Genomic DNA, 22,512 nt, shown 5'->3' on the forward strand with positions numbered 1-22,512 from the left:
AAGTACGTGGCCGAGAGCGAGTGGGGCTCGAGGCGCTATCTGGACGTGACTCTGCTGGAGGGGTAGCCGCACCGGACGGCGGGCTTATGAGGCTGTCGGAAAAGTGCGCAAGATTCTTGACGGTACCGGCGGCCGGATCCGTGTTTCGAGCGTGGTTGGCCAGGGATCGACCTTTACCGTGGACATCCCTTTCGACGTACCGATAGAATGCCCGGTCGACGAGGGTGAGGAGGAGGCCGTGTTCGAAGGACCCGTTGCAACCGACGACTCCCTTGCCTATGATTTCACGGGCAGGCGCATCCTCGTGGCAGAGGACAACGATCTGAACCTCGAGATAGCCGTTGAGCTTCTGTCCATGGTCGGAGCCCAGGTGGACGGTGCGACGACCGGTCTCGAGGCCCTTCGGGCTTTCGCCGATTCCGAACCCGGTCATTATGACATCGTGCTCATGGATGTCCAGATGCCCGAGATGGACGGTTATGAAGCGACGCGCGCCATCCGCGGTCTCGATCGCGCCGATGCGAAAACCGTTCCCATACTCGCGATGACCGCGAACGCGTTCGCGGAGGACGAGGAGCGCAGCCGTGCGTGCGGGATGGACGGTCACCTGAGCAAACCCCTTGATATTCGTCTGGTTTATGCCACAATAGACGGGTTTCTGGATCGGCGCGGCTAGCCTCGGGCTCGTCGCGCCATAGAGCCGCCCCCGCCCAGGTTCCAAGAAGGAGGGCGGCTCAGGGAGCCTCGCACGGGCGGTCGAGCTGCCTGCGGGGCGCGGTGGCAAGGAGATGCGCGGCGTGAAAAGGCTGTTCGCCCAGATCATGAAATTCGGCGTCGTCGGTGTGGTCGCTTTCGCTATCGACTACGGCTTGCTGATCTTTCTAACCGAGGTTTTCGGCATCCCGTACCTGGTTAGTGCGACCATATCGTTCACGGTGTCCGTGGTGTTCAACTATGTCGCATCGATGCGCTACGTGTTCGCGCACAAGGAGGGCATGAGCCGACGACGCGAGTTCATGGTGTTCATAGTGCTGTCGGTCATAGGATTGGGCATCAACAACGTGTGCTTGTGGGCGGGCACCGACGTGCTGGGCGTCGACTACCGTCTTACGAAGATCGTCGTCACGGCCATCGTCATGGTGTGGAACTTCGTCACGCGCAAGATCTTCTTGGATGCCGGCGACGAGCCCGGAGAGATACTGGGCGATATCGAATAGACGGTGCGTCGCCGAGGCGCCGGGCAGAGGGGCGCCTCGGAAGGCCTGGAAAAGAGAACGGATCGCCGCAACGGCGATCCGACCTACTTCGAACTGGTGCCCTCGACAGGATTCGAACCTGCGGCTTTCTGCTCCGGAGGCAGACGCTCTATCCCCTGAGCTACGAGGGCATGTCGGAAGATTATACGCTATCATGGCTCGGACGGAAAACAAATTCAAGATTTAGGCGCATATCATGGAAACGGTTACGATAGATCGCATGGGCTACGGGGCTCAGGCTGTGGGGAAGCTCGCCGACGGCAAAACGGTGTTCGTAGAAGGGGGCGCTCCTGGCGATGTGGCGGTCGTCGAAGTCGTCGAGGAGAAACCGGCGTTCGCGCGCGCGCGCATCGTCTCGCTTGTAAAGCCCTCATCTGATCGTGTGCCTGCGCGGATGGACGACGCTGCGTCCTTCGGCGCCTCATGGGCTCATCTGTCCTACGACGCGCAGCTTGCGGCCAAGCGCGGAAATGTATGCGCTGCGCTCACGCGCATTGGTCGTATCGATGAGGATCGCGCCGAAAAACTTGTGCAGCCGTGCGTGCCGAGCAAGCGCGCGTGGGGATACCGCAACAAGCTCGAGCTTGCTGCCGGGCGCGACCCTCGCGGCAGGTTTTTGCTCGGCTTCTTCCACGAGGGAACGCACGATATCGTCGCGGCGGCGTCCTGCCCGCTCGCTCATGATGCCATCGCCAAGGCGCCCGCATCCTTGCGCGGTGCGATCGGGTTTGCTGAAGGTTCGCAGGATTTGGGGATCTACCGCATCGGCGTGCGCCACAGCCTGAGAACTCGCGAGCTCGAGGTCGCGCTCTGGACGAAGCCGGGCGCGTTTCCGCGGGCGCACGTGGCGAAGACCGTCATGAGTGCGCTCAAAGCGACGAGCGTCGTGCGCGTGCTGGCCGATCCGGGCAAGGCGCGCAAGATCAAGGGCGTAGAAACGCTTGAAGGGAGGGGGCGCTGGGGCGAAGAGCTTTTGGACATGCGCTTCGAGACTTCTGCGCCATCGTTTTTCCAGGTGAACACCGCCCAGGCTGAGAGGCTGGTGATCGAGGTCGTCGAAGGGCTGGGAGGCACGATGGGCCCAGAGGGTCCGGAGGGTCTCGATGGTTTACTCGTGGCAGACCTGTACGCGGGCGGCGGAACCTTTAGTGTGCCGCTTGCCTTGGCGGGAGCGGATGTCGTTGCCGTCGAAGCGGCCGGCACATCGGTCCGCGATCTGCGTCGCAATGCCGATGCGAACGGTGTGGACATCGACGTCGTGGGGGGCGATGCTGCACGCGAGCTGCCCGACATCGGCGATATCGACGCGCTCGTCGTCGATCCGCCGCGGTCGGGACTCGCCGACGGCGTCGTGGAGAGCATTGCTGCCGTCGCACCTGCGCGCGTCGCATACGTGAGCTGCAATCCGTCCACGTGGGCACGCGATGCGGCGCGTTTCGAGGGGGAAGGGTACCGCTTGGTACGCGCTCAACCGGTTGATCTGTTCCCTCAGACCTACCACGTCGAGGTCGTAAGCGTGTTCGAACGGGTCTAAACGCGCCTGCTCGAACACGCTGACATTCGGGAGACGGGCGGTTTTCGCCTGTTCGGGGCAGGGGGCGCATCCCTTGTCCCGAGTTCTCGCTGCGGGCGGGGATGCACCCGCAGCGAGAAGCGGTTCTGCTAATCGACGAGGAACTTGAGGATATGGGTAGCCACGCAGACGACCGTGCCGTCTTGGTTAGTGATAACAACGTCCGCATACGTCTTCATCTCGGCTTCGTCGACGCGCGTGACGGTGTAGGTGGCCGTGAGCGTGTCACCGAAGTAGACGGGGTTCACGAAGCGCACATGATCGTAGCCGTACGATGCGCTGGGAATAGGCGACTCGTACTTCTGTTGGATAAGGGTCGAGGCGGTGCTGCCGAGTGCGAAGGCGAGCACGCCGTGGACGATACGGGTGCCGTAGCGCGTGCTCTTCATGAACGCCTCGTTGAAATGCATCTGGCTGAAGTCGCCGGTGATGCCGCCGAACTGGTAGACGTCTGATTCGCTGACTGTCTTGGTGAAGCTGCACGTGTTGCCAACTTCCAACGGTATGATGCTCGTGCCCATCGTCGTTCCTCCTCTGCTTTACGGTACGTTCGTTGCGACCCGACGCGCGAAATGCGCGTGTAGGCGACGCTGTTCCAGCATACGCTATCGCAGGGCGCTTTTGCCTGTGCATTGTTTTGACGGGAATGCGCCGGTTTCATGCAACGCATCGCTCGGAAGAGCACCGGGCGAAAGGGCGGTGTTGGGGAGGGCGCTTTGAAGCCTGACGCCCTATACTGGATGGTTGTTAATCGCAAGTCCGCGAGGGCATCGAAAGGGTCGCAATGAATCTTGCGCAACTGTACTATTTTCAGCATCTTGCCGAGATCCAACACTACACGCGCGCTGCCGAGGACCTCTGCATCTCGCAGTCCGCCCTGTCGCATTCCATCTCCGCCCTCGAAAAGGAACTGGGCTGCCCGCTATTCTCCCGCGAGGGACGCACGGTCGCGCTCACCGAGGACGGGCGGCTCTTCAAGCGGTCGGTCGACAATGGCCTCATGGATATCGAGGGCGGCATCGCGGAGGTGAAGCGGCGCCATGGGCGGTTCTCGGGGACGGTCAGCGTGGGTGCTATCGCCACTGTGCGATCGGATTATCTGCCTGCGGCAATGAAAGCCTATCGCGAGGAGTATGGACCATTCGTCGATTTTCGCATCGCGCAAGGGGAGACTGAAACGCTCAATAAGCTGCTTGACGAAGGGGGATGCGATCTTGTGATAGCCGGCCCCGTCGAAAGGCCTCGCGTCGCATGCGAGACGCTGTTCTACCAGCGTCTCGTTGTGGCTGTCGGACGGGGACACGCGCTTGCTGCGCTCGACAAGGTGTCTTACGACGATCTGGCGGGATGCGACATCGTCACGTATCGATCGGGGATTGCCTGCGGCGACACGCTCGATGCCTTCCTGAGAAGAACCGGCGCCCCGCTCGACGAGATGAATCTCATACGCAACTACGAGGATGAGATCATTCTCGGGGCGCTGGTCGTGCGCGAGCCCGTTGTCGCCCTGACGATGCTGACATCGAATCTGCTGCCGAACCCTGACATGGCCGTGCTGCCGCTCGCCGTGGAGGGCGCACGGGAATTCTACCCGGTATCTTTGACGTATCGGGAGAAGACGTTCCGCGATCCTGCCGCTCAGGCGTTCATCAACTTTGCGCGCACGTTTGAAGCGCCGCCCTATGTTCGCGACGACTTCCCGTTTTAAGCAAGCACGTATTCCCGGATGAAGCGCTCGATGCCGGTTACGCAGGCAACAAGGGTCTCGTTGACAGGAGTGGGAACGCCGTAACGCGCGCCCTGTGCGACCACGGCTCCGTTGATGACCCCGATCTCGGTGGGGCGGTGCTTTTCCAGACTCTGCAAGATGGAGGGCTTGAAGTCATAAGGAAGACCCGCCCGCGCGAGTTCCAGTACGTCCATCGGATCTTCGTAGGTGAGCGTGATGCCCGCGGCATTGGCCACGGCCATGCCCTCTTGCACTGCGGCCTTGGCCGTGGCGACGAGGTTCTCTTCCTGGTACATCGCGCCGTAGGGAAGGCGCGTGATGCCGCATACCGCGCCCGTCGCCACGTTGACAAGCAGCTTGTCCCAGATGACTCCCATGATGTTGTCGGAGACGATGCAATGCATCCCCGCGCTTTCGAAAGCAGCGCCGATGCGCCGGACGCGTTCGGTGATGCTGCCGTCGAGTTCTCCGATGAAGGTGTCCTTGCCGGGCAGCGTGGCTTGGACGCGCCCAGGTTCAAGCAGCATGCCGCCGATGTAGGTCTTGCCGCCGATGACGTGCTCCGATCCGACGATGGCGCAGAGCGCGTCTTCTGCGCCGAGTCCGTTTTGCAGCGACATGACAACAGTCTCGTCGCCTATGAGGCTCATGTTGTCGCGTATGGTCTGTTCCGTGTCGAACGATTTGCACAGCACGATGACAAGATCCGCTTCTCCCATGCCGGCGGCGCTCTCATGACCGAGCACGGGCGCTGTACGCTCGCCATTCGGCTCCACAAGAACCAGGCCCGTCTCATTCACGGCGTCCATGTGCGCCTTGCGTCCGATTAGATGCACCTCGTTGCCATCGAGCGCAAGCGCTCCTCCGATGGCACTTCCAAGCGATCCTGCTCCTAGAATGCAGACTTTCATGCATGCCTCCTCGTTCGATGTTGCGTTGCGGTTTGCAGCGCGGGCTTCGAGCGAATTCTCCGTGCGGCCGGAGATGGGTGTGGCCCGTATGCCGCTTGGTCCCTTTGCATACGCTCGCGTATGCCGCGGTTGCAGTCTGACCATCATCGCACATTCCAGGCTCCTGCGCGCGGTGGAGTGCGGAGGAGGTGCCGGTTTTCAGATCGGCGCGAACCTGTTTTTGACAGGAGGGTTGCAGAAAACGATGCGACCGAAGGACCGCCCTATGGCCGCCGTGAATGTTATAAGGTTTTTCCCTCCATAAAGCCATCACCTGCTAGAATCTTCCTTCGTGTATGGTGAAAACCGCTCGCGAAGTGCCCGGAACGCGTTCCCGCGGGGCAGCATCCGATGCAAGGCGAGCTTGAATGAGAAGATGCGAGAAGGAGCCGACATGGCGCAGTACACTCCGGAATACCTGCCGACGGGCGATGAGATCGCCGTCATCAAGACCTCGAAGGGCGATATCCGCGTGCAGTTGGCCGGCAAGGATGCCCCGATTCACGTGGGCAACTTCGTCGAGCTCGCCCGCAAGGGCTTCTACGACGGCCTGAAGTTCCACCGCCACGTCCCCGGCTTCGTCATCCAGGGCGGCTGCCCGAACACCCGCGATCTGACCTCGGATGAGGTCGTGAAGAAGGCCGGCAACCCCTTCGCGGGCCTCGGCACGGGCGGTCCGGGCTACTCCATCAAGGAGGAGTACTCCACCAACCCCAACAACAAGCACCTCGACGGCGCTCTCGCCATGGCACGTTCACAGGATCCCAATTCTGCCGGCTCGCAGTTCTATTTGTGCCTCGGTCCGCAGCATACGCTCGACTCGGGCTATACGGTGTTCGGACAGACGGTCGAGGGCAAGGACGTCATCGGCCAGCTGCGTGTGGGTGATGTGATCGAGACGATCGAGATCGAGAACGCTGTCGACTAGCGCGTTCGCCCCGTTTTCCAAGAAACGAAGGAAGCAGATGAACAACGAGGTATTCCAGCAAGCCCGTGCGAGCTACGCGCGCAAGGACTACGAAGGCGCTCTGGCGGCGTACACGCGCTGCCTGCAGGACGCCGGCCATCCTCTCGCTCCGGGCGAGCTGGGGCTGCTCTACCACCAAATCGGCAACTGCCTGATCAAGCTCAAGAACCCGAACGAAGCCATCCATGCTTACACGCAGGCAACGGCCGACGCGGCCTACGATGCGTGCGGGGCGGTGAACTACAACCTTGGTATGGCCTATGCGTCGCTCCACGACTACGAAGATGCGGTCAAGCATTTCGAGATCGCGGTATCTGATGCGAAGTACGACGCGCGCTACAAGGCCTATACCGGTATGGGCAATGCATTGCTCAAACTCGGCAAGTCCGCCGAGGCGGGTGTTGCGTTCCGCGAGGCTGCGCTCGACGAGGCCAATCCCGATCCTACGAAAGCCCTTTTGAATCTGGGCGTGTGCTTCATGGCGCTCGACCGTCCTGCTGATGCCGTGGCATCGTACGAAAGCGCTCTGCAGTTCGATATGCAGCCGGATACGCGCAACAAGCTCTATGCGAACCTCGGCCAAGCCTATGTCGCCTGCGGCCAGATGCAGAAGGCGGTCAATGCCTTCGAAGAATCGATTACCGACAAAACGTATTTCCTATCCGATTCGGCAAGCGTCGACTACCAGCGCGCCATCGCGGCGGTGGCTCAGGGAACATCCGAGATTACACAGGTCATTCAGCCTATACCGGCTGCCGCCTCGGCAGACATGTCAGGGCTCGATGTTGCCGCGGACGGAACGGCCGTCTACGTCGATCAGGATCCCTACGCTGGCGCCCAGGATCCTTACTACTATGCTGACCCATATGCTCAGCAGAGTCCCTACGGCGTCTCCGAGAGCGAGGATCGGTTCTTCAATGCCAGCGACGAGGAGCTTGAGCAATGGTCGCGAGGCCTCGCGAAGCAGGACCGCAAGCGCCGCAACGTCGGACTCAAGATCGTCGTCGTTATCATCGTGCTGCTGCTGCTCGCTTTCGGCGCCGCGGTGTTCCTGTACACGCAAGGTTGGGGCTATCCGTCTCAGGAGACCGTCGTGGAGGAGCTGTTTGCCGACCCGCAAGCGGCATCGTTGGTGTTCTCCTCGGAGGTGCCGGCTGATCAGATCGAGTCTATGACGGGTCTTATCTCGCAGGATTCTGACGTCGCCATCGACGGTATGAATCGTTCTATGAGCGCTTCGACCGTGTACGTAACCGCCACCACGCCCGAGGGCGGCGAGGTCCAGTACGAGGTCTCCCTCGTTCGCGACCTCGCAGGTTGGAAGGTATCGAACGTCGAGCTGTACTTCCCGAGTCAGAACTGACGAAAACGGCTTTGTGCCGTTTTGCCGTCCTGAGTGAGGCGGCTTGGTTCACCAATGCAATGTTTCCAAACGAGAAAGAGGGAATCACCATGGCAGTGCAGAAGACCTACACCATGATCAAGCCTGACGGTGTGAAGAACGGCCACATCGGCGAAATCGTCAATCGCTTCGAGCGGGCGGGCCTCAGGATCGAGCGTATGGAGCTTGGGATGGTCACCGACGAGCAGGCGAAAGCCAACTACGCCGAGCATGAGGGCAAGCCGTTTTATAAAGGCCTCATCTCGTACATCACGAGCGGACCTGTGGTGAAGATGGTCGTTTCCGGTGAAGGCGCGGTGGCAAAGTGCCGCTCGCTCATGGGCGCCACTAATCCGGCGGAAGCTGCCCCCGGCACGATTCGCGGTGACTTCGGTCTTATCATGGATGAAAATGTCATCCACGGATCCGACTCTCCCGAGTCCGCCGAGCGTGAAATCGGTATTTTCTTCGCGTAAGAAGGCGCGCCAGCCATCCGGTGGACGCACCGATTTGACGCACGGGAAGGCTTTCGTGCCGGCGTTCATTGCCTGTATCCCTTGCATCGTCGATGCAAGGGATACAGGGCGAGTCCGATCGCTTGGCGCGGCGCCGCGATGCTCGGCAGACGCGAAGCGCCATCGTGAACGAGGCGATAGTCGACACGAGTAGCTTCATGCCGATCGCGCAATAGATTCGCAGGACGATTATCGGATCCGCCAAGGCGCTCACTTAGACGAGAACGGACGAGAGCATGCTGTACCGCGTCATCGATTCCGAGGAACTGCCGTCGCTTGTGTCGGCGTTTATGAAGGACTACGAAGTGGTCGCGCCGGTCAAACGCGACGGGAGCTATGTGTTCGATGTTATCGGGTCGCCCGACGAGATCGAACTGAGCTACGAGACCACCATCTCATCCCCTAAGAAGTACCTCTTGCCGCCCGACGAGACGCTGCTTGCCTTCGATGCGCGCGCGAACGGCGTGACGGACTTCGCTGCGCAGATCACACCGCGCGTCATCTTCGGCGCGCACGCCTGCGACATCAACGCCATCAATCGGCTCGATCTCGTGTTCCGCGACGGTCGCTATCCCGACCCCTACTATACGGCTCGGCGCGATGCCACGCTTGTGGTGGGCCTGAGCTGCATGCCGCAAAGCACCTGTTTTTGCCATCTGTGGGACGCTGACGAGGCGCGCTTCGGCTACGATCTGTTTCTCCAGGACATCGGGGACAAGTACCTGGTGAGCATCGGCAGCGTGGAAGCGGCTAACATCCTCGAGGCTTCCTGCAAGCCGCGGGAAGCCACCGACGAGGAGCGCATCGCGTTTCGCCATGTCACACGTACGCGTCAGCAGTCATTCGATCACGCCATTCCCGACATCCAGGACGTCGCCATGCTCATGGACGCCTTTCACGATGATCCGTTCTGGGAAGAACTGGGCGGCGGCTGCCTGTCGTGCACGGCCTGCTCGGCGGTGTGCCCCACCTGCTTCTGCTTCGACATCCGCGACACGTTTGATCCCGACGGCAAGACCGGCAGGCGCGAGCGCATATGGGACGCCTGCACGTCGCCGCAGTTCGCCCTCGTGGCGGGCGGCCACAACTTCCGTCCGACCGCCGCGCGGCGCGTGCGGCATCGCATGTACCACAAGCTCAACGGCTTTCTTGCGAATCATGATCGTATGCTGTGCGTGGGCTGCGGTCGCTGCGTCAAGGCGTGCAAGGCCGGCATCAACCCCATCGAGGTGCTCAAGTTCTTCGTGAGGAAGGGGGCCGAGGATGCCCAATAGCTGTGCAGCGTCCACCGTTCAGGTGCGGCCGTTCTTCGATGAGCCCGCTCCGCTGTCCGGTTCCGACATGATGGCTGCGAATCCGTATCGGCCGTGGCCGGCGCGCATCACATCCATAACCGACATCACGGAAACCGAGAAGCTCTTCGAGTTTCGCCTGACCGACGAGCGCATCCGCGATGCGTTCCACCATGAACCCGGCCAATTCGTCGAGGTTTCCCTGTTCGGCGTGGGCGAGGCGCCCATCTCCATCTCCAGCTCGCCGTCGAAGCGTGGCTTCATCGAGCTTACCGTGCGTCGTGCCGGTGCCTTTACCCAGGCGCTGCACCGCATGCAGTGCGGTGACATCGTGGGTTTGCGCGGGCCGTTCGGGCGCGGGTTCCCGTTCGAGGATATGAAGGGCCATGACATCCTACTCGTGGCCGGAGGCCTCGGCATCGCGCCGTTGCGCTCGCTCATCAACAACATCCATGACGAGCGCTCCGAATTCGGCAAGGTCACCATCATCTACGGTTCGAAAACGCCCGCGGAGGTGATGTTCCGCAGCCAATTCGAGATGTGGCGCCATCGCAAGGACTTCGACCTGTATCTGACCGTCGACCATCCCGACGATACCTGGGATGGGGAAGTGGGTCTGGTCACGAAGCCTTTCGAGCACCTCGATATCGACGCGTCGAACACGTTCGGCGCCGTGTGCGGTCCTCCGGTGATGTATCGGTTCGTGATCGAAGAGATGCGCAAGAAGAATATCAGCTACGATCACATCTACATGAGCTTCGAACGTCATATGAAGTGCGGCATGGGCAAGTGCGGCCATTGCCAAATCGGGCACCAATACGCCTGTATCGACGGGCCGGTGTTCAACTACTGGGAAGCCAAGAACATCCAGGAGTCGATGTGATATGAGCGGATATGCCACCCCGGGTTTCACCGACAAGCTCACGGCACCACGCGTCGTCGTCGTGGGGCTGGCCAGCTGCTTTGGTTGTCAGTTGCAGATCACGAACGGCGAGGAGCACCTGCTCGACGTGCTCGGCCAGATCGATCTGAGCTACTGGCAGCTCGCATCGAGCGATCCCATGCCTGACGAGTTTGACGTCGCTATCGTCGAGGGCGCTGTGACCACCGAGGAATCCGAAGCCACGGTCCGCGCGCTGCGCGAGCGCGCGGACGTCCTTATAGCCATCGGCGCCTGTGCCACGACAGCCGGTATTCCCGGTATGGCAGCGGACCATTTTCTTGAGCGGCCGTCTCACGTATACGATCGGGTTCCGACGGCTTGCGGAGATATGATAGCCCCCCGCTCGGTGGGTTCGGTCGTGGATGTGGACTACGAGGTGCGCTCGTGCCCGGTGGATACCGTCGACTTCATCGACGTCCTGCAGCGCGTACTGTACGGGTCGAACAAGACGGTCTCCATGCGCACCATGTGCGGTGATTGCAAGCGCAACGAGACCGCTTGCTTTTTCGGGAAGGGTCGATTGTGCCTTGGTCTGGTGACCACGGCTGGCTGCGGTGCGAAGTGCGTAAAGCTGGGCCGGCCCTGCAATGGGTGCAGAGGGTTGTCGCCCGACGCGAACCTGCCCAGCGCCCGCGAGGCGTGCGAGCGCTACGGTGTGCCTGTCGCCGATTTCGACCAGGCGCTTGAGATGTTCAACCGAACCGATTTCGCTCTTGCCGCCGAGCAGTAAGGAAAGCGCTCATGACCAAGACCGCCATTCATATCGACCATATCGCGCGTATCGAGGGCCATGGCAATGTGCACGTGGTCATCGAGGACGGGGTCGTGCAGACCGTCGAGATGAACGTCGTCGAGCCGGCGCGCCTGTTTGAGAGCATGGTGCTAGGCCGCCGCTTCGAGGAGATTCCCTATATCGCCTCGCGCATCTGCGGCATCTGCTCGGCGAGCCACGTCGTGACCGACCTCAAGGCGATCGAGAGGATCTTCGGTATCCGCACGACCGATCGCACCAAGGCGTTGCGCGAGCTTTTGGTATACGGATCGTATCTCCAAAACCATGCATCGCACCTGTTCGTGTTTGCGACGCCGGATTTCGTCGGGACGAAGAGCGTCTTTCTGCTTGCCGAGACGAACCCCGAGCTTCTCCAGAAGGCGCTCGGGCTGAAGGCCCTCGGCAACGAGCTGTGCACAAAGGTGGGGGGCCGCAGCATCCATCCCATCACCGCGGTAGTGGGCGGCTTTACCCATGAGATCTCGGCAGAGGAGTACCGCGAGCTCGCCGACAAGCTGGAGGCGTCCGTGGAGTTCGCGGTCGAGACAGTCGACCTGTTCCGTTCCTTCCCTGTGCCCGATATCGCCACCGAAGGCGACATGCTGGCCATGGTCGAGGAAGGCTGCTACCCGGTGCAGGGCTCGGATACCGCACGTTTCCTCAAAGCGGGCATCGAGTTCTGCGCCGACGAGGTTCAGGAACGCGTCGAGGAGTATGCGGTGCCGCATTCGGCGGCGCTGTGCGCGCGTGTGCGTGAAACGGGCGCGCCCTACTTCGTGGGCGCCCTCGCGCGCATCAATGCCTCTTGGAGCCATTTGAGCCGAAACGCCAAGGTAGCCGCTGCAAAGGCGGGGTTGCGTCCGCCTGAGCCGAATCCGTTCATGAACAATGTCGCCCAAGCCATCGAACTCGTCGACGCGCTTGAGCGTTGTGCCGAGCTGTGTCGGCGTCTGGCCGAGCCTGACGGGTTCGACGGGGAGAGCAAGCCGGTGTCGTTCGAAGCCAGGGCTGGGCGCGCAGTGGGATTCACCGAGGCCCCGCGCGGAGCGGTCTTTCACGATCTGGAGCTCGACGAGCGGGGGCGCGTCGTCCATGCATCCATGATCACGCCCACCGCCCAGAACGTCGCCAACCTCGAGGCCGACATGCGCTTGCTCGCCGAGCGCCTGGTTGCCGACGGATCGGGGCAAGACGAGGTTCGGCGCAGCATCGAGAAGCTCGTGCGCGCTTACGACCCGTGCCTCAGCTGCAGCGTGCACTGAGCCGTAGGGTTCACGGGAGCCATGCGGCCGAAGGGGGGTGTGCCGCTTGTGGATTTTCCCCTGCCGAAAACCCCCTGTGATAGAATCTGAATCTACGTGAATCGAGATTCCAAGGGGTTTGCCTGTATGTCGTTTTTGGACGCGTTCTCGGGGTTGACCGGCCAGATGTCCACGGACATGGCCATCGACCTCGGAACTGCAAATACACTGGTCGCCATTCCGGGCGAGGGCATCGTGGTGAACGAGCCTTCGGTCGTGGCCATCGAGAAGAGCACTCACCGGGTGCTCGCCGTGGGCCATGAGGCCAAGAACATGATCAACCATACGCCCGAGGCGTTTTCGGCAGAGCATCCGCTGCATGACGGCGTCGTCGCGGATTACGATGTGACCGAGGCCATGATCTCGGCTTTCATCAACAAGGCTGCGCCGCGCAAATACCCGTGGCAGGCCAAGCCGCGCATCGTCATCTGCATCCCATGCGGCGCCACGTCGGTGGAGAAGCGCGCGGTGTTCGAGGCCGCCGTTCAGGCCGGCGCGCGCCAAGCTTACCTCATCGAGGAGCCTATGGCCGCGGCCATGGGCGCCGATCTGCCCGTCACCGAGCCGACGGGCTCGATGGTGGTGGACATCGGCGGAGGTACCACGGAGGTGGCCGTCATCTCCCTCGGCGGCATCGTCACCTCCTCGTCGCTGCGCCTTGCCGGCAATCGGATGGATGAGGCCATCGCCATGCACCTGCGTGACCTTCTGGGCATCAAGATCGGCGAGCGCACGGCCGAGGTCATCAAGATCAAGATAGGCTCCATCCTGCCGTTCGAGGATGGACGCGAGCGCGACATGATCATCTCGGGCCAGGACGTTATCACCGAGCAGCCGCGCGAGGTGACTATCCAGTCCGAGGATGTGCGCGCTGCGCTCGTGGATCCGTGCGAGGAGATGGTCCTGCACATCAAAGAGACGTTCAAGAAGACAAATCCGGACCTCGCATCCGACATCATCCAGAACGGTATTTTGCTCACGGGCGGCGGCGGCCTTCTGTCCGGCCTTGATCGCTACCTCACCGACAAGCTGGAGATTCCGGTGTGGGTGAGCGAGACCGCTCTCACGAACGTCGTCATGGGCTGTCTGAAGGTCCTCGAGACGCCGACGGCTCTCAAACAGACGCTCATGCGGTCGAAGTAAGGCCGGCCCGGCGTTCCATGGCTCTTCAATTCCAACAGAGAGGTTCGGCGTTAGTCCGCCGGGTGCTTCTTGTCGCCTTCCTGATCGTCTCGCTTGCTCTTTTGACGACCTATGCTCGCGAAGGGGAGACCGGTCCGCTCCACGGCGTGCAGAGTGCTGTGTCCGGCGCCTTTGCGCCCCTGTCGCGCGCCGGCGCGGCCGTCGGATCGGGAGCGGCCTCGGTCGGCGAGGGCGTTGAGGATCTCACTGCCAACGACGACACGCTTTCCGGTTTGCGCGATGCGAACGCCGAGCTGGTGGAACAGCTTGCCCAGGCCGAGGAGTACCGTCAGGAAGCCCAGCGCTTGCAGGGGCTGCTCGACATGAAAGACGCCTACGACATCGAGGGGACGGGCGCGCGTGTTATCGGTCGATCCGCGACGGCATGGGATCAGACTGTCGCTATCGACAAGGGCTCGGCTGACGGGGTGGACAGCGGCTTGACCGTTATGGGGCCTTCGGGAGTTGTCGGACAGATTGTGGCTACGACCGAGCACACGTCCACCGTACGACTGCTCACCGACCCGCAAAGCGGCGCGGCCGCATTGCTGCAGTCGACGCGTGCGGAGGGTGTGGTGCGCGGCTCGCTTGAAGGGCTGCTGTACCTTGAAAACCTCGACGCCGACGCCGAGGTGCAGGTTGGCGACATCGTCGTCACGTCGGGACTCGGAGGAAGCTACAAACGGGGTCTCGTCATCGGCACGGTGGTGAAGGTGGACGCTCGCCAGGGCGATGCCACGCGGCGCGTGGTGGTTTCTCCTACCGGCGCCGTGGAGGCGCTCGAAGAGGTGCTCGTAGTGTTCAGCGTCGGCTCGGATGCTGGCGCTTCCGATGGCGACCAAGGAGGCGATGGGCAGTGAACGTGACGCGCGAGAACATCATCGTCGCGGTGGGCGCTGTCGTTGCCGTGGTGCTTCAGGTGGTCGTGGCGCCCTCGATCGCTCTTTTCTCGGCCCAGCCGAATGTGCTCCTGGCCTATGTGCTCGTCGTCGCCATCGTGCGGCCGCTCGAAGCGGGACCGGTGTTGCCGTTCGTGTTGGGGCTCGTGTGCGATCTGCTGGGAACGGGGCCCGTGGGTGGCATGGCCTTTCTGTTTGTGCTTGCGTCGTTTGCCGCTTCACGTGCATTCGCGGTGCTCGACAACGACACGGTGTTCATGCCGCTTACCATCCTGGTGGCCGCTACGTTCGCCGTCGAGATGCTCTACGGCGCGCTTCTCATGGCGCTCGGCCTTGCGGTGAACCCGATCGATGCGTTCCTCTACCGGGCTCTGCCGTGCTCGCTCTACGATTGCGTCGTGGGCCTGGTGCTGTACCCGCTCTTCGCGCGCCTGCTTGCCGCAGGGGCCCAGGAACGCGAGATGCACACGCCTCGACTGCGATAGGAGCTCGTCGATGCTCATTGCCTTCATCGCAGCGCTCGTTACGCTTGTCGTGGCCGCCATCGTGGTGGTCGCGGTGCTCTTTTTGCGAAACCGCAGCAAGTCCGCGAATCTCAGTGTCAATAAGAACGTTCGGCCAATCAGCTCCGTTGGCGTATCCTCTTCGCTGGGCGACGCGGGCGGTCGGGTTGGCGGAGGCACTCCGCGCTCCTCGGCAGCTGCCCAAAGACCGGTTGCCAACCCCGCCGACAACCTCAGATCGCGGTTCGTTGCGATGGGAGTTCTGGCCGCAGCCGTCTTCGGATCGCTCACCGCGAAGCTGTGGAGCATGCAGGTGCTCTCCTCTGAGTCCTATGTGAGCGAATCCGAGGAGAACCAGTATGCCACCGTCTCGACGCCTGCTCCGCGCGGGTTGATATACGACGCAGCCGGGGTGGCTCTCGTGAAGAACCGTTCGTCGCTCACCGTGCTTGCAGACAGCGAGGTCGCCGACGATCACGATGTGCTCCAGCGGCTATCCACCGTGCTCGGGCTGCCGTACAACGTGGTGCGCCAGCGCATTCAGGATACCTCGACGGGCGCGCAGAGCCAGCGCGTGGTGGCGGGCGATGTGCGTCTGCGCGATGTCGCTTTTATCGCCGAACACTCCGATGCCTTCAAAAACGTGACCGTCCAGACGCGCACGGTGCGCGAGTACCCCTATGGCGGTCTTGCGGCGCACGTGCTCGGCTATACGGGAGCAGTATCTGAAGAAGAGCTGGCGGCCGTGCCCGAGGGTCGTGACATCGAGCTGGGCGACGACGTGGGAAAAACTGGCATCGAGCAGTTCTACGATAGGCTTTTGTCGGGCGACCATGGCCAGCGCAAGGTGGTGGCCGACGCAAGCGGCAACGTGGTGGAGGTCGTGAGCGAGACGCAGCCCACGAAGGGGTCGGATCTCTATCTTACCATCAAGGCTCCGGTGCAGTACGTGTGCGACCGAGCGCTTGCAAACCTCGTCGCCCCGGTGAACGGCGTTATCGGGACCGGCAAGGGCGTGAGCGCGTCGGCTGTGGTTATGGACGTGCGCGATGGGGGCATCGTGGCGATGGCGAGCTATCCCACCTTTGCGCCTGAAAAGTTCATCGGCGGTATCACCACCGAGGCCTGGGAGCTGTATTCGAGCGATGAGGCGTACAACCCGCTGCTCAACCGTGCCATCGGTGGTCTATATCCGCCCGCGTCCACGTTCAAGGCGTTCACAAGCCTTGCGGCGTTGGCTTATGGATTTGCGAACGGGGGGACCACGTGGAACTGCACCGGCTCGTGGGATGGCTGGGACACGGGCATCCCGCAGAGATGCTGGAACCACTCCGGCCACGGCACGCTCGATCTGCGCGGCGGTATCGTGAACTCCTGCGACGTGGTGTTCTACGATATCGCAAAGCAGTTCTGGGAGCATGGCGAGTCGCAGGGCGGGTCGATCGCCGATACCGCACTGCAGGACTATCTCAAAAAGTACCGGTTTGGAGAGACGACGGGCATCGACCTGTTCGGTGAATCGTCGGGTCGCGTGCCGACACCCGATTGGAAAGCCGAATGGTTTCGCAATCAGCCCGAGGAGGCGCGGTGGCAGGGCGGCGACATGACGAACATGATCATCGGCCAGGGCTACGTGCTAGCCACGCCTCTGCAGCTTGCCGTGGCGTACGGAGCTGTTGCCACGGGCAATATCATGAAGCCGCACCTGCTCAAAGAAGTTCATAACGCCGCAGGCGATGTCGCGGCCTCCTTCGAGCCGGAAGTTCTCGACGTGCCCGACGTGCCCGCCGAGAACTTGGCCACCGTGCGCGACGCGCTGCGCGGCGTTGCGACGGAGAACGCGGGCATCGCCGCGCTTTTCAATCGGTACGGAGTCCAAGCTGCTTGTAAGACCGGTACCGCTGAACACACCGACGACGAGGACACCGCTTGGTTTGCCTGCTATGCTCCCTACGATGATCCTCGGTACGTTGTGGCGTGCCTCGTCGAACACGGCGGCGGTGGCTCGGCGGTGGCTGCGCCGCTCGGAGCCGAGATCCTGGCTGCTGCGCTGGCTTATGACGAGGGAAGCCTGACCGAGGTGGGGGAGATCGCTGGTTCCACAGGCAAATCCGACGTGCACGCGTCGGGCGGGTCGGGCGGACGCACCGATTAACCGAACGATCGAAACCGTGAAGAAGCCAGGAAAGGAGGAACGACGATGCCACAGCTGCCCGAGATCAGCTCGGTGAAAACGTCGAACGGCGCGGTTCGGCAGCCCGCGCGCGAGCGGCGGTTTCCCTGGCTGAACCTTCCCTTCATAATCGTGATCACCTGTGTGGTGGCTTACGGACTGGTCATCGTCTACTCCGCCGTGCGCGGGCAGGAGGACTACAGCTTCTCGCGCCAGGCAGCGGGCGTGGCGGTGGGCGCGGTGCTCATGATGCTCGTGTGGCGCTTCGACTACCGGAAGCTGTCCGACTTCACGACACTGTTTCTCATCGTCAACGTCGTGCTCATACTCTCGCCCCACATCCCCGGCCTCGGAACCGATGCGGGCATGGGCGCGCAATCGTGGATCAAGCTGGGCATTCAGGTGCAGCCGGGCGAACTCGCCAAGGTCACCGTCATCCTGCTCGACGCGAGCATCGTGGCGCGCTACGGCGGCAGGCTTGACGATCCGCGCGAGTACTGCAAGGCGCTCGGCATCATGCTTGTGCCGTTTCTGTGCATCATGACCCAGCCTGACCTGGGCACCGGCCTCGTGTACCTGTTCATCGCGGCGGTGGCGCTCGTGGTGGGCGGCGCGCGGCCGAAGTTCCTGTTGATCACCCTGGTCGCAGGCATTGCGGCGGTGGCTGCGGTGTTCGCTCTCGACGAGGTTCTGGCCACGCGCAATGCCGACGGCACCGTGGAGTACAAGCTGCTCAAGAACTACCAGCGAGCGCGCCTGCTCGTGTTCCTCGATCCCGAGCTCGATCCCACGGGTGACGGCTACAACCTTAAGCAGGCCCAGATCGCCATCGGTTCGGGCGGCCTGTTCGGCAAAGGGCTGTTCCAAGGCACGCAGCACTCTCTCGGTCTTCTGCCCGAGGCGCAGACCGACTTCATCTTCTGCGTGCTGGCTGAGGAACTCGGGTTTTTCGGTGTAATGGTGCTGCTCGCCCTGTACGCAGCGCTCGTTTTGATATGCTTCAACATCGCGAGGTCGGCTGGCGACCTGTTCGGCACGGTCGTGGTCATGTGCGTCGTGGGGATGTGGCTGTTCCAGATCCTCGAGAACATCGGCATGGACTGCGGGCTCATGCCCATCACGGGCATTCCTCTGCCGTTCGTCAGCTACGGGTCATCGGGCATGGTGTTGAACTTCGTCATGCTCGGCATGATCGGCTCGGTGTGGACCCATAACGTATCCAAGCGGTAAGAAAAGGGGCGGTCATGCAGCTACCCGTTGACATAAAGGCGGTCATCGACGAGGCGCTCGATATCGACGAGGCGCGCCATACCGCGCTGTCGGTGAGTGTGTACTTAGACGATAGCGCTCCCAACGATTTGCAGGCCCATGTGCGCCAGGCGTTCGCGAGCGCCTCCCCGCACGCCCGCGTCTCGCTCACCTACCTGGACGGCAGGCCGTTCGCTCCCTTCGAGGGTGACGACATGTCCGTGATCGTGGCCGGTCTGAACGAGAAGGTCGGTGCCTACGCCGAGGAGCTGCGCGCCGCAGGCGTGCCTGTCATGGTGGTCACGACGCTGCCTTCGATCGTTTTCGAGTTGGCTGCGCAACAGGGCCATCCCATTCCGAGCGGGGATGTGGCAGCGCCGAAGCCCCCGGTTCCGGTGCTGCCTGCAGACAGACGCGGCGCCGACGCCGCGGAGCGGCCGGTGGAGCCGTTCGTCCTCGACGACGAGGCTGTCGCATCGCTCGACGAGCGCATGGGCGGCTGGGTTATCGAGACGTGCAGGGAGAAGCGCCTCGCGTTTGCGCTCGCGTTCCCCTTTGCCCGCAAGCCCCTGTCGCTTGAGGCGGTGAATACGACCGCGTTGCAGAACGCGGGCGTGGGCCTGCTCGTCATCATCCCCGGCGCAGATCTGCCGGTCATGACGCTTAACCAGGCGAAGATGCTGCTCATGGTAGCTGCAGCCTACGGTGAAGAGCTCAACCTGGAGCGCGTGAAGGAGCTCGCGGCGCTTGTGGGCGGAGCATTCGCCTGCCGTGCGGTTGCGCGCCAGATCGTGGCGTTCGTGCCCGGCCTCGGTTGGGCGGTGAAGGCGGCTATCGGCTATGCGGGCACCGTTGCGATGGGCCGTGCGGCCATCCAGTACTACGAGGACGGCGCGACGCTGTCCACGCTCGCTCAGGCGGTGGCCGAAGCGCGCGACAAGGTGGTGCGGGCCGCTGCGGGCCGCGCGGCCTCCACGGCTCGCGCGACCGGCGCGAAGGCTGTTGCCGGCGTACGCGAGCGTGCGTCAGGGGCGGCGGCAAGCGCTCGGTCCGTGGCTGCGAAGCGGATCTCGTCCGGCAAGGCGCGCTGAGCGTCTTCGGACGATCGGCGTCGCGACGAGCAAGGACGGTAAGCATGATTGACCTTTGGCCGCGTCTTGAGCCCTTGCTCGCTGACGCAGAGCGTCCTGCGCGCTATCTGAACCACGAGTACGGATGCGTGTACAAACCCGATGCAGACTTCCATTTTTGCATGGTGTATCCCGATACCTACGAGCTTGGCCAGGCGAATCAGGCGCTGCGCATACTTGTCAACGTCGTTAACGCACAGGACGGCATGGCCGCCGAGCGCGCGTTCCTACCCGCGCCGGCTCTGTGCGACACGCTGCGCGCCGAGGGGCTGCCGCTCTTTTCCATCGAGAGCTGTGCTCCTGTTGCGCAGTTCGACGTCGTGGGCATCACGTTGCCGCACGAGCTGGCCGCCACCAATGTGCTGGAAACACTCGATCTGGCCGGTATATCGCTGCACGCTTCCAAGCGGGACGAGGGCGATCCGTTCGTGGTGGCGGGCGGGCCCTGCGCATACAACCCCGAGCCCTACGCCCCCTTCTTCGACGCCTTCAGCATCGGCGAGGGCGAAGAGGCCCTGCCGGAAGGCCTTGCGCTCATCAAGCGGATGAGGTCCCAAGGCGCATTGCGGGCTGACATCCTTCGGGCGTTGGCGCGGATGCCGGGTTGGTACGTGCCCTCGTTCTACCGCTGGCGGAGCGAGGACGAGGCGCAGGATGGCGGATCGTGGATTGAGCCTGTGGAGGAGGGTCTTCCGACTGTCATCGAAAAGCGCCTGTTCACAAAGTTTGCGGAAAGTCCCGGTTGGGAGCCGTGCATCGTCCCGTTTACGGAAGTGGTGCACGACCGCTTAAATGTCGAAATACTGCGCGGCTGCGCACGCGGTTGCCGTTTTTGCCAGGCGGGCATGATGTACCGCCCCGTGCGCGAGCGTTCGGCTGACAACGTGGTGGAGTCGGTGGTGGCGGGCCTCGCGGCCACCGGTTACGACGAAGTGAGTCTGACGTCGCTCTCGTCGACCGATCATTCCCAGATTGCCGATATCCTCACGCGCTTGAACCGCTCCTGCGATGGTAAAGGCGTGCGCATCTCGGTGCCGTCCCAGCGTTTGGACGCCTTCGGTGTGGATATGGCGGAATTGGTTGCCGGGCAGAAAAAGGGCGGGCTCACGTTCGCGCCTGAAGCCGGGACGCAGCGCCTGCGCGATGTCATCAACAAGAACGTCACAGAGGATGACCTGTTTGATGCCTTGGATGCGGCCTTCGCAGCCGGGTGGCGGCGTTGTAAACTGTACTTCATGATAGGGCTACCCACCGAAACCGACGACGACATCAAAGGTATTGCGAGCCTTGCTCAGCGCGCCTACGACCGCATGAAGGCAGCCACGCCGCCCGACCAGCGGGGGGGCCTGCGCCTGAGCGTTTCGTGCGCCCTGTTCGTGCCAAAGGCGCAAACACCGTTTCAGTGGGACGGCCAGATCACGCCGGAAGAGGCGCTTCGGCGCGTGCAGCTTCTGCGCCGCTCGGTGAAGTACAAGGCGGTCGACGTGCACTGGCACGACTCAGCCACCAGTTTCGTGGAGGCGGTCATGAGCCGTGCGGGCCGTGAAGCGGCTGCGTGGGTGGAGGCCGCCTGGCGGCGCGGGGCACGTTTCGATGCGTGGTCGGAATGCTTTAACGAAGAAGCCTGGCACACAGCTGCTGATGAGGTGGGCATCGACCTGGAGGCCATCGCCCAGACATCGTACCCCTCGACGAGGGTCATGCCGTGGGCCCACGTGTCCACGGGCGTCTCGGAGCGCTTCCTCGCGCGCGAGCGCTCGCGCGCGGAAGCCGGCCGCACGACGCCCGACTGCACGTTTGGCGCCTGCTCGGCCTGTGGCGTCTGCCAGGCGCTCGATGCGGACAACGAGCTGGCCCAGCCCCGCGAGGCGAGCGGCTCGAATGCAGGCGGCGGGGCCGTCGCCCCTGCCCGCCGTTGCGAGGAGGCGCCCGATGCCTGATCCGAGCCTGTTCCGTCTGCGCGTGACGTTCTGCAAGCAGGGGCGCCTCGCGCTGCTGTCGCACCTCGAGCTCGCGCGCGCCCTCGAGCGCGCCGTTCGTCGCGCGAGGCTGCCGTTCGCGGTGAGCCAGGGCTTCTCGCCCCACATGAAGATCGCATTCGGCGCGGCGCTGCCCGTGGGGGTGGGCGGCACGCGCGAGCTGTTCGACCTTCAGATGACGCGCTACGTATCGCCCGAGCGCGCCCTCGAGGCGCTCCAGGCTGCGAGCGTGCCCGATCTCATGGTGAAGTCGTGCGAGTACATCGACTCACATGCGCTGGCGGCCTCCGCTGCGTTCCCTGTCAGTGCGTACCGTGCGCTCCTCTCCTGCGCGCCGGCCCAGCTGGCGGTGCCCGAGGGCGTTATGGTGATTCGCAAGAAGAAGGAGAAGGTGTTGCGCGTGGCGGAGTTCCTAGTAGGGGACATGGAGCTTACCGGCGCGACACTCGCCTTCTCGCTCGAGTCGAAGCCGACGGGCAGCTTGCGTCCCGATGTGCTGCTCGCGGCTTGCTGTGCGCAGGCGAACGGCGACGAGGAGGACCGCCCGCTCGCGCTGTTCGTAGAGAATGCCGAGCCGACTCTTATTGACGCGGATGCCTGCGGGCCCGACAACCCGTTGCGCGTAATCACCATCACTCGGATAGGGCAGCGGCCGGTTCGCTGAGCCCTTCGCCGCGGCGGAAACGAAAGAACCCGCCGGTGGGCAGGTTCTCGAATGC

Annotated in this window: 21 protein-coding genes and 1 tRNA gene; 19 read left to right on the plus strand and 3 right to left on the minus strand. The window is 62.8% G+C overall.

The features are described from left to right. Positions 1-178: 178 nt before the first annotated feature. Together C2L71_RS02715 and C2L71_RS02720 are read left to right on the plus strand one after the other, a co-directional pair. The gene (locus tag C2L71_RS02715; protein WP_239926266.1) at positions 179-676 is read left to right on the plus strand and encodes a response regulator; all 498 of its coding nucleotides are present in this window, start codon (positions 179-181) and stop codon (positions 674-676) included. A gap of 112 nt (positions 677-788) precedes the next feature. Further along, positions 789-1,217 carry a GtrA family protein gene (locus tag C2L71_RS02720; protein WP_239926268.1) on the plus strand — a complete coding sequence of 143 codons (429 nt, stop codon included), beginning with the start codon at positions 789-791 and terminating at the stop codon, positions 1,215-1,217. A 94-nt stretch (positions 1,218-1,311) separates the two neighbouring features. Here C2L71_RS02720 and C2L71_RS02725 read toward each other — a convergent pair. Further along, positions 1,312-1,387: transfer RNA gene (locus tag C2L71_RS02725), tRNA-Arg, on the minus strand. 65 nt (positions 1,388-1,452) lie between these two features. Between C2L71_RS02725 and rlmD the strand changes: the two genes are divergently transcribed. After that, entirely contained in the window at positions 1,453-2,790 is a 1,338-nt protein-coding gene (gene rlmD / locus C2L71_RS02730) for a 23S rRNA (uracil(1939)-C(5))-methyltransferase RlmD (protein ID WP_103264267.1), read from the plus strand. A 128-nt stretch (positions 2,791-2,918) separates the two neighbouring features. Here the strand turns inward: rlmD and C2L71_RS02735 are convergent, their stop codons facing one another. Then, positions 2,919-3,350 carry a MaoC/PaaZ C-terminal domain-containing protein gene (locus C2L71_RS02735; RefSeq protein ID WP_103264268.1) on the minus strand — a complete coding sequence of 144 codons (432 nt, stop codon included), beginning with the start codon at positions 3,348-3,350 and terminating at the stop codon, positions 2,919-2,921. 263 nt (positions 3,351-3,613) lie between these two features. Here C2L71_RS02735 and C2L71_RS02740 point away from each other — a divergent pair, with 263 nt between their 5' ends. Continuing rightward, positions 3,614-4,537: a LysR family transcriptional regulator gene (locus tag C2L71_RS02740; protein WP_103264269.1), complete on the plus strand. Its 924-nt coding sequence runs from the start codon at positions 3,614-3,616 to the stop codon at positions 4,535-4,537. On the opposite strand, the gene C2L71_RS02745 is transcribed toward C2L71_RS02740, so the two are convergent. Then, entirely contained in the window at positions 4,534-5,469 is a 936-nt protein-coding gene (locus C2L71_RS02745) for a ketopantoate reductase family protein (RefSeq protein WP_103264460.1), read from the minus strand. The genes C2L71_RS02740 and C2L71_RS02745 overlap by 4 nt on opposite strands. A gap of 433 nt (positions 5,470-5,902) precedes the next feature. On the opposite strand from C2L71_RS02745, the gene C2L71_RS02750 reads away from it, so the two are divergent. From C2L71_RS02750 to C2L71_RS02820, 15 genes are all read left to right on the plus strand, one after another. Continuing rightward, positions 5,903-6,436: a peptidylprolyl isomerase gene (locus C2L71_RS02750; RefSeq protein ID WP_103264270.1), complete on the plus strand. Its 534-nt coding sequence runs from the start codon at positions 5,903-5,905 to the stop codon at positions 6,434-6,436. 37 nt (positions 6,437-6,473) lie between these two features. Continuing rightward, a complete protein-coding gene (locus C2L71_RS02755; RefSeq protein ID WP_103264271.1) occupies positions 6,474-7,838 on the plus strand; it encodes a tetratricopeptide repeat protein in 1,365 nt (454 codons plus the stop codon). A gap of 89 nt (positions 7,839-7,927) precedes the next feature. Further along, positions 7,928-8,332: a nucleoside-diphosphate kinase gene (gene ndk, locus C2L71_RS02760; RefSeq protein ID WP_103264272.1), complete on the plus strand. Its 405-nt coding sequence runs from the start codon at positions 7,928-7,930 to the stop codon at positions 8,330-8,332. Positions 8,333-8,607: 275 nt separating this feature from the next. Next, positions 8,608-9,645: a 4Fe-4S dicluster domain-containing protein gene (locus C2L71_RS02765; RefSeq protein ID WP_103264273.1), complete on the plus strand. Its 1,038-nt coding sequence runs from the start codon at positions 8,608-8,610 to the stop codon at positions 9,643-9,645. Next, the gene (locus C2L71_RS02770; RefSeq protein WP_103264274.1) at positions 9,635-10,546 is read left to right on the plus strand and encodes an FAD/NAD(P)-binding protein; all 912 of its coding nucleotides are present in this window, start codon (positions 9,635-9,637) and stop codon (positions 10,544-10,546) included. Before C2L71_RS02765 ends, C2L71_RS02770 begins: the two co-directional genes overlap by 11 nt. 1 nt (position 10,547) lies before the next feature. Then, positions 10,548-11,336, plus strand: a complete 789-nt coding sequence (locus C2L71_RS02775; protein WP_103264275.1) for an NADH-quinone oxidoreductase subunit B family protein — start codon at positions 10,548-10,550, stop codon at positions 11,334-11,336. Between the two features lie 11 nt (positions 11,337-11,347). Further along, on the plus strand, positions 11,348-12,640 hold the full coding sequence (locus tag C2L71_RS02780; RefSeq protein WP_103264276.1) for a Ni/Fe hydrogenase subunit alpha: 1,293 nt from the start codon (positions 11,348-11,350) through the stop codon (positions 12,638-12,640). A 126-nt stretch (positions 12,641-12,766) separates the two neighbouring features. Next, positions 12,767-13,822, plus strand: a complete 1,056-nt coding sequence (gene mreB / locus C2L71_RS02785) for a rod shape-determining protein (protein ID WP_103264277.1) — start codon at positions 12,767-12,769, stop codon at positions 13,820-13,822. A gap of 17 nt (positions 13,823-13,839) precedes the next feature. Then, positions 13,840-14,721: a rod shape-determining protein MreC gene (gene mreC / locus C2L71_RS02790; RefSeq protein WP_103264278.1), complete on the plus strand. Its 882-nt coding sequence runs from the start codon at positions 13,840-13,842 to the stop codon at positions 14,719-14,721. Continuing rightward, positions 14,718-15,245 carry a rod shape-determining protein MreD gene (gene mreD / locus C2L71_RS02795; protein ID WP_103264279.1) on the plus strand — a complete coding sequence of 176 codons (528 nt, stop codon included), beginning with the start codon at positions 14,718-14,720 and terminating at the stop codon, positions 15,243-15,245. The genes mreC and mreD overlap by 4 nt, the downstream gene beginning before the upstream one ends. Positions 15,246-15,255: 10 nt before the next feature. Then, positions 15,256-17,418, plus strand: coding sequence for a penicillin-binding protein 2 (mrdA, locus tag C2L71_RS02800; RefSeq protein ID WP_103264280.1), 2,163 nt, complete (start codon positions 15,256-15,258; stop codon positions 17,416-17,418). Between the two features lie 45 nt (positions 17,419-17,463). Then, positions 17,464-18,666, plus strand: coding sequence for a rod shape-determining protein RodA (gene rodA / locus C2L71_RS02805; RefSeq protein WP_103264281.1), 1,203 nt, complete (start codon positions 17,464-17,466; stop codon positions 18,664-18,666). Positions 18,667-18,680: 14 nt separating this feature from the next. Then, complete coding sequence (locus tag C2L71_RS02810; protein WP_103264282.1) at positions 18,681-19,775, plus strand: YcjF family protein; 1,095 nt, start codon at positions 18,681-18,683, stop codon at positions 19,773-19,775. Positions 19,776-19,819: 44 nt separating this feature from the next. Next, positions 19,820-21,754: a TIGR03960 family B12-binding radical SAM protein gene (locus tag C2L71_RS02815; protein WP_103264283.1), complete on the plus strand. Its 1,935-nt coding sequence runs from the start codon at positions 19,820-19,822 to the stop codon at positions 21,752-21,754. Beyond that, on the plus strand, positions 21,747-22,457 hold the full coding sequence (locus C2L71_RS02820; protein WP_103264284.1) for a TIGR03936 family radical SAM-associated protein: 711 nt from the start codon (positions 21,747-21,749) through the stop codon (positions 22,455-22,457). Before C2L71_RS02815 ends, C2L71_RS02820 begins: the two co-directional genes overlap by 8 nt. The last annotated feature ends 55 nt before the right edge of the window (positions 22,458-22,512 follow it).

Source organism: Enteroscipio rubneri (assembly GCF_002899715.1).
In the GTDB taxonomy this organism is placed as follows: domain Bacteria; phylum Actinomycetota; class Coriobacteriia; order Coriobacteriales; family Eggerthellaceae; genus Enteroscipio; species Enteroscipio rubneri.

What these genes read in the sequence shown, in the direction of transcription:
- mrdA (WP_103264280.1), top strand. Translation starts at nt 15,256, where the DNA reads ATGCTCATTGCCTTCATCGCAGCGCTCGTTACGCTTGTCGTGGCCGCC.
- C2L71_RS02810 (WP_103264282.1), top strand. Translation starts at nt 18,681, where the DNA reads ATGCAGCTACCCGTTGACATAAAGGCGGTCATCGACGAGGCGCTCGAT.
- mreC (WP_103264278.1), top strand. Translation starts at nt 13,840, where the DNA reads ATGGCTCTTCAATTCCAACAGAGAGGTTCGGCGTTAGTCCGCCGGGTG.
- C2L71_RS02765 (WP_103264273.1), top strand. Translation starts at nt 8,608, where the DNA reads ATGCTGTACCGCGTCATCGATTCCGAGGAACTGCCGTCGCTTGTGTCG.
- C2L71_RS02735 (WP_103264268.1), bottom strand. Translation starts at nt 3,350, where the DNA reads ATGGGCACGAGCATCATACCGTTGGAAGTTGGCAACACGTGCAGCTTC.
- rlmD (WP_103264267.1), top strand. Translation starts at nt 1,453, where the DNA reads ATGGAAACGGTTACGATAGATCGCATGGGCTACGGGGCTCAGGCTGTG.
- C2L71_RS02815 (WP_103264283.1), top strand. Translation starts at nt 19,820, where the DNA reads ATGATTGACCTTTGGCCGCGTCTTGAGCCCTTGCTCGCTGACGCAGAG.
- C2L71_RS02770 (WP_103264274.1), top strand. Translation starts at nt 9,635, where the DNA reads ATGCCCAATAGCTGTGCAGCGTCCACCGTTCAGGTGCGGCCGTTCTTC.
- C2L71_RS02750 (WP_103264270.1), top strand. Translation starts at nt 5,903, where the DNA reads ATGGCGCAGTACACTCCGGAATACCTGCCGACGGGCGATGAGATCGCC.
- C2L71_RS02740 (WP_103264269.1), top strand. Translation starts at nt 3,614, where the DNA reads ATGAATCTTGCGCAACTGTACTATTTTCAGCATCTTGCCGAGATCCAA.
- C2L71_RS02775 (WP_103264275.1), top strand. Translation starts at nt 10,548, where the DNA reads ATGAGCGGATATGCCACCCCGGGTTTCACCGACAAGCTCACGGCACCA.
- C2L71_RS02745 (WP_103264460.1), bottom strand. Translation starts at nt 5,469, where the DNA reads ATGAAAGTCTGCATTCTAGGAGCAGGATCGCTTGGAAGTGCCATCGGA.
- C2L71_RS02780 (WP_103264276.1), top strand. Translation starts at nt 11,348, where the DNA reads ATGACCAAGACCGCCATTCATATCGACCATATCGCGCGTATCGAGGGC.
- C2L71_RS02720 (WP_239926268.1), top strand. Translation starts at nt 789, where the DNA reads ATGCGCGGCGTGAAAAGGCTGTTCGCCCAGATCATGAAATTCGGCGTC.
- C2L71_RS02755 (WP_103264271.1), top strand. Translation starts at nt 6,474, where the DNA reads ATGAACAACGAGGTATTCCAGCAAGCCCGTGCGAGCTACGCGCGCAAG.
- mreB (WP_103264277.1), top strand. Translation starts at nt 12,767, where the DNA reads ATGTCGTTTTTGGACGCGTTCTCGGGGTTGACCGGCCAGATGTCCACG.
- ndk (WP_103264272.1), top strand. Translation starts at nt 7,928, where the DNA reads ATGGCAGTGCAGAAGACCTACACCATGATCAAGCCTGACGGTGTGAAG.
- C2L71_RS02820 (WP_103264284.1), top strand. Translation starts at nt 21,747, where the DNA reads ATGCCTGATCCGAGCCTGTTCCGTCTGCGCGTGACGTTCTGCAAGCAG.
- rodA (WP_103264281.1), top strand. Translation starts at nt 17,464, where the DNA reads ATGCCACAGCTGCCCGAGATCAGCTCGGTGAAAACGTCGAACGGCGCG.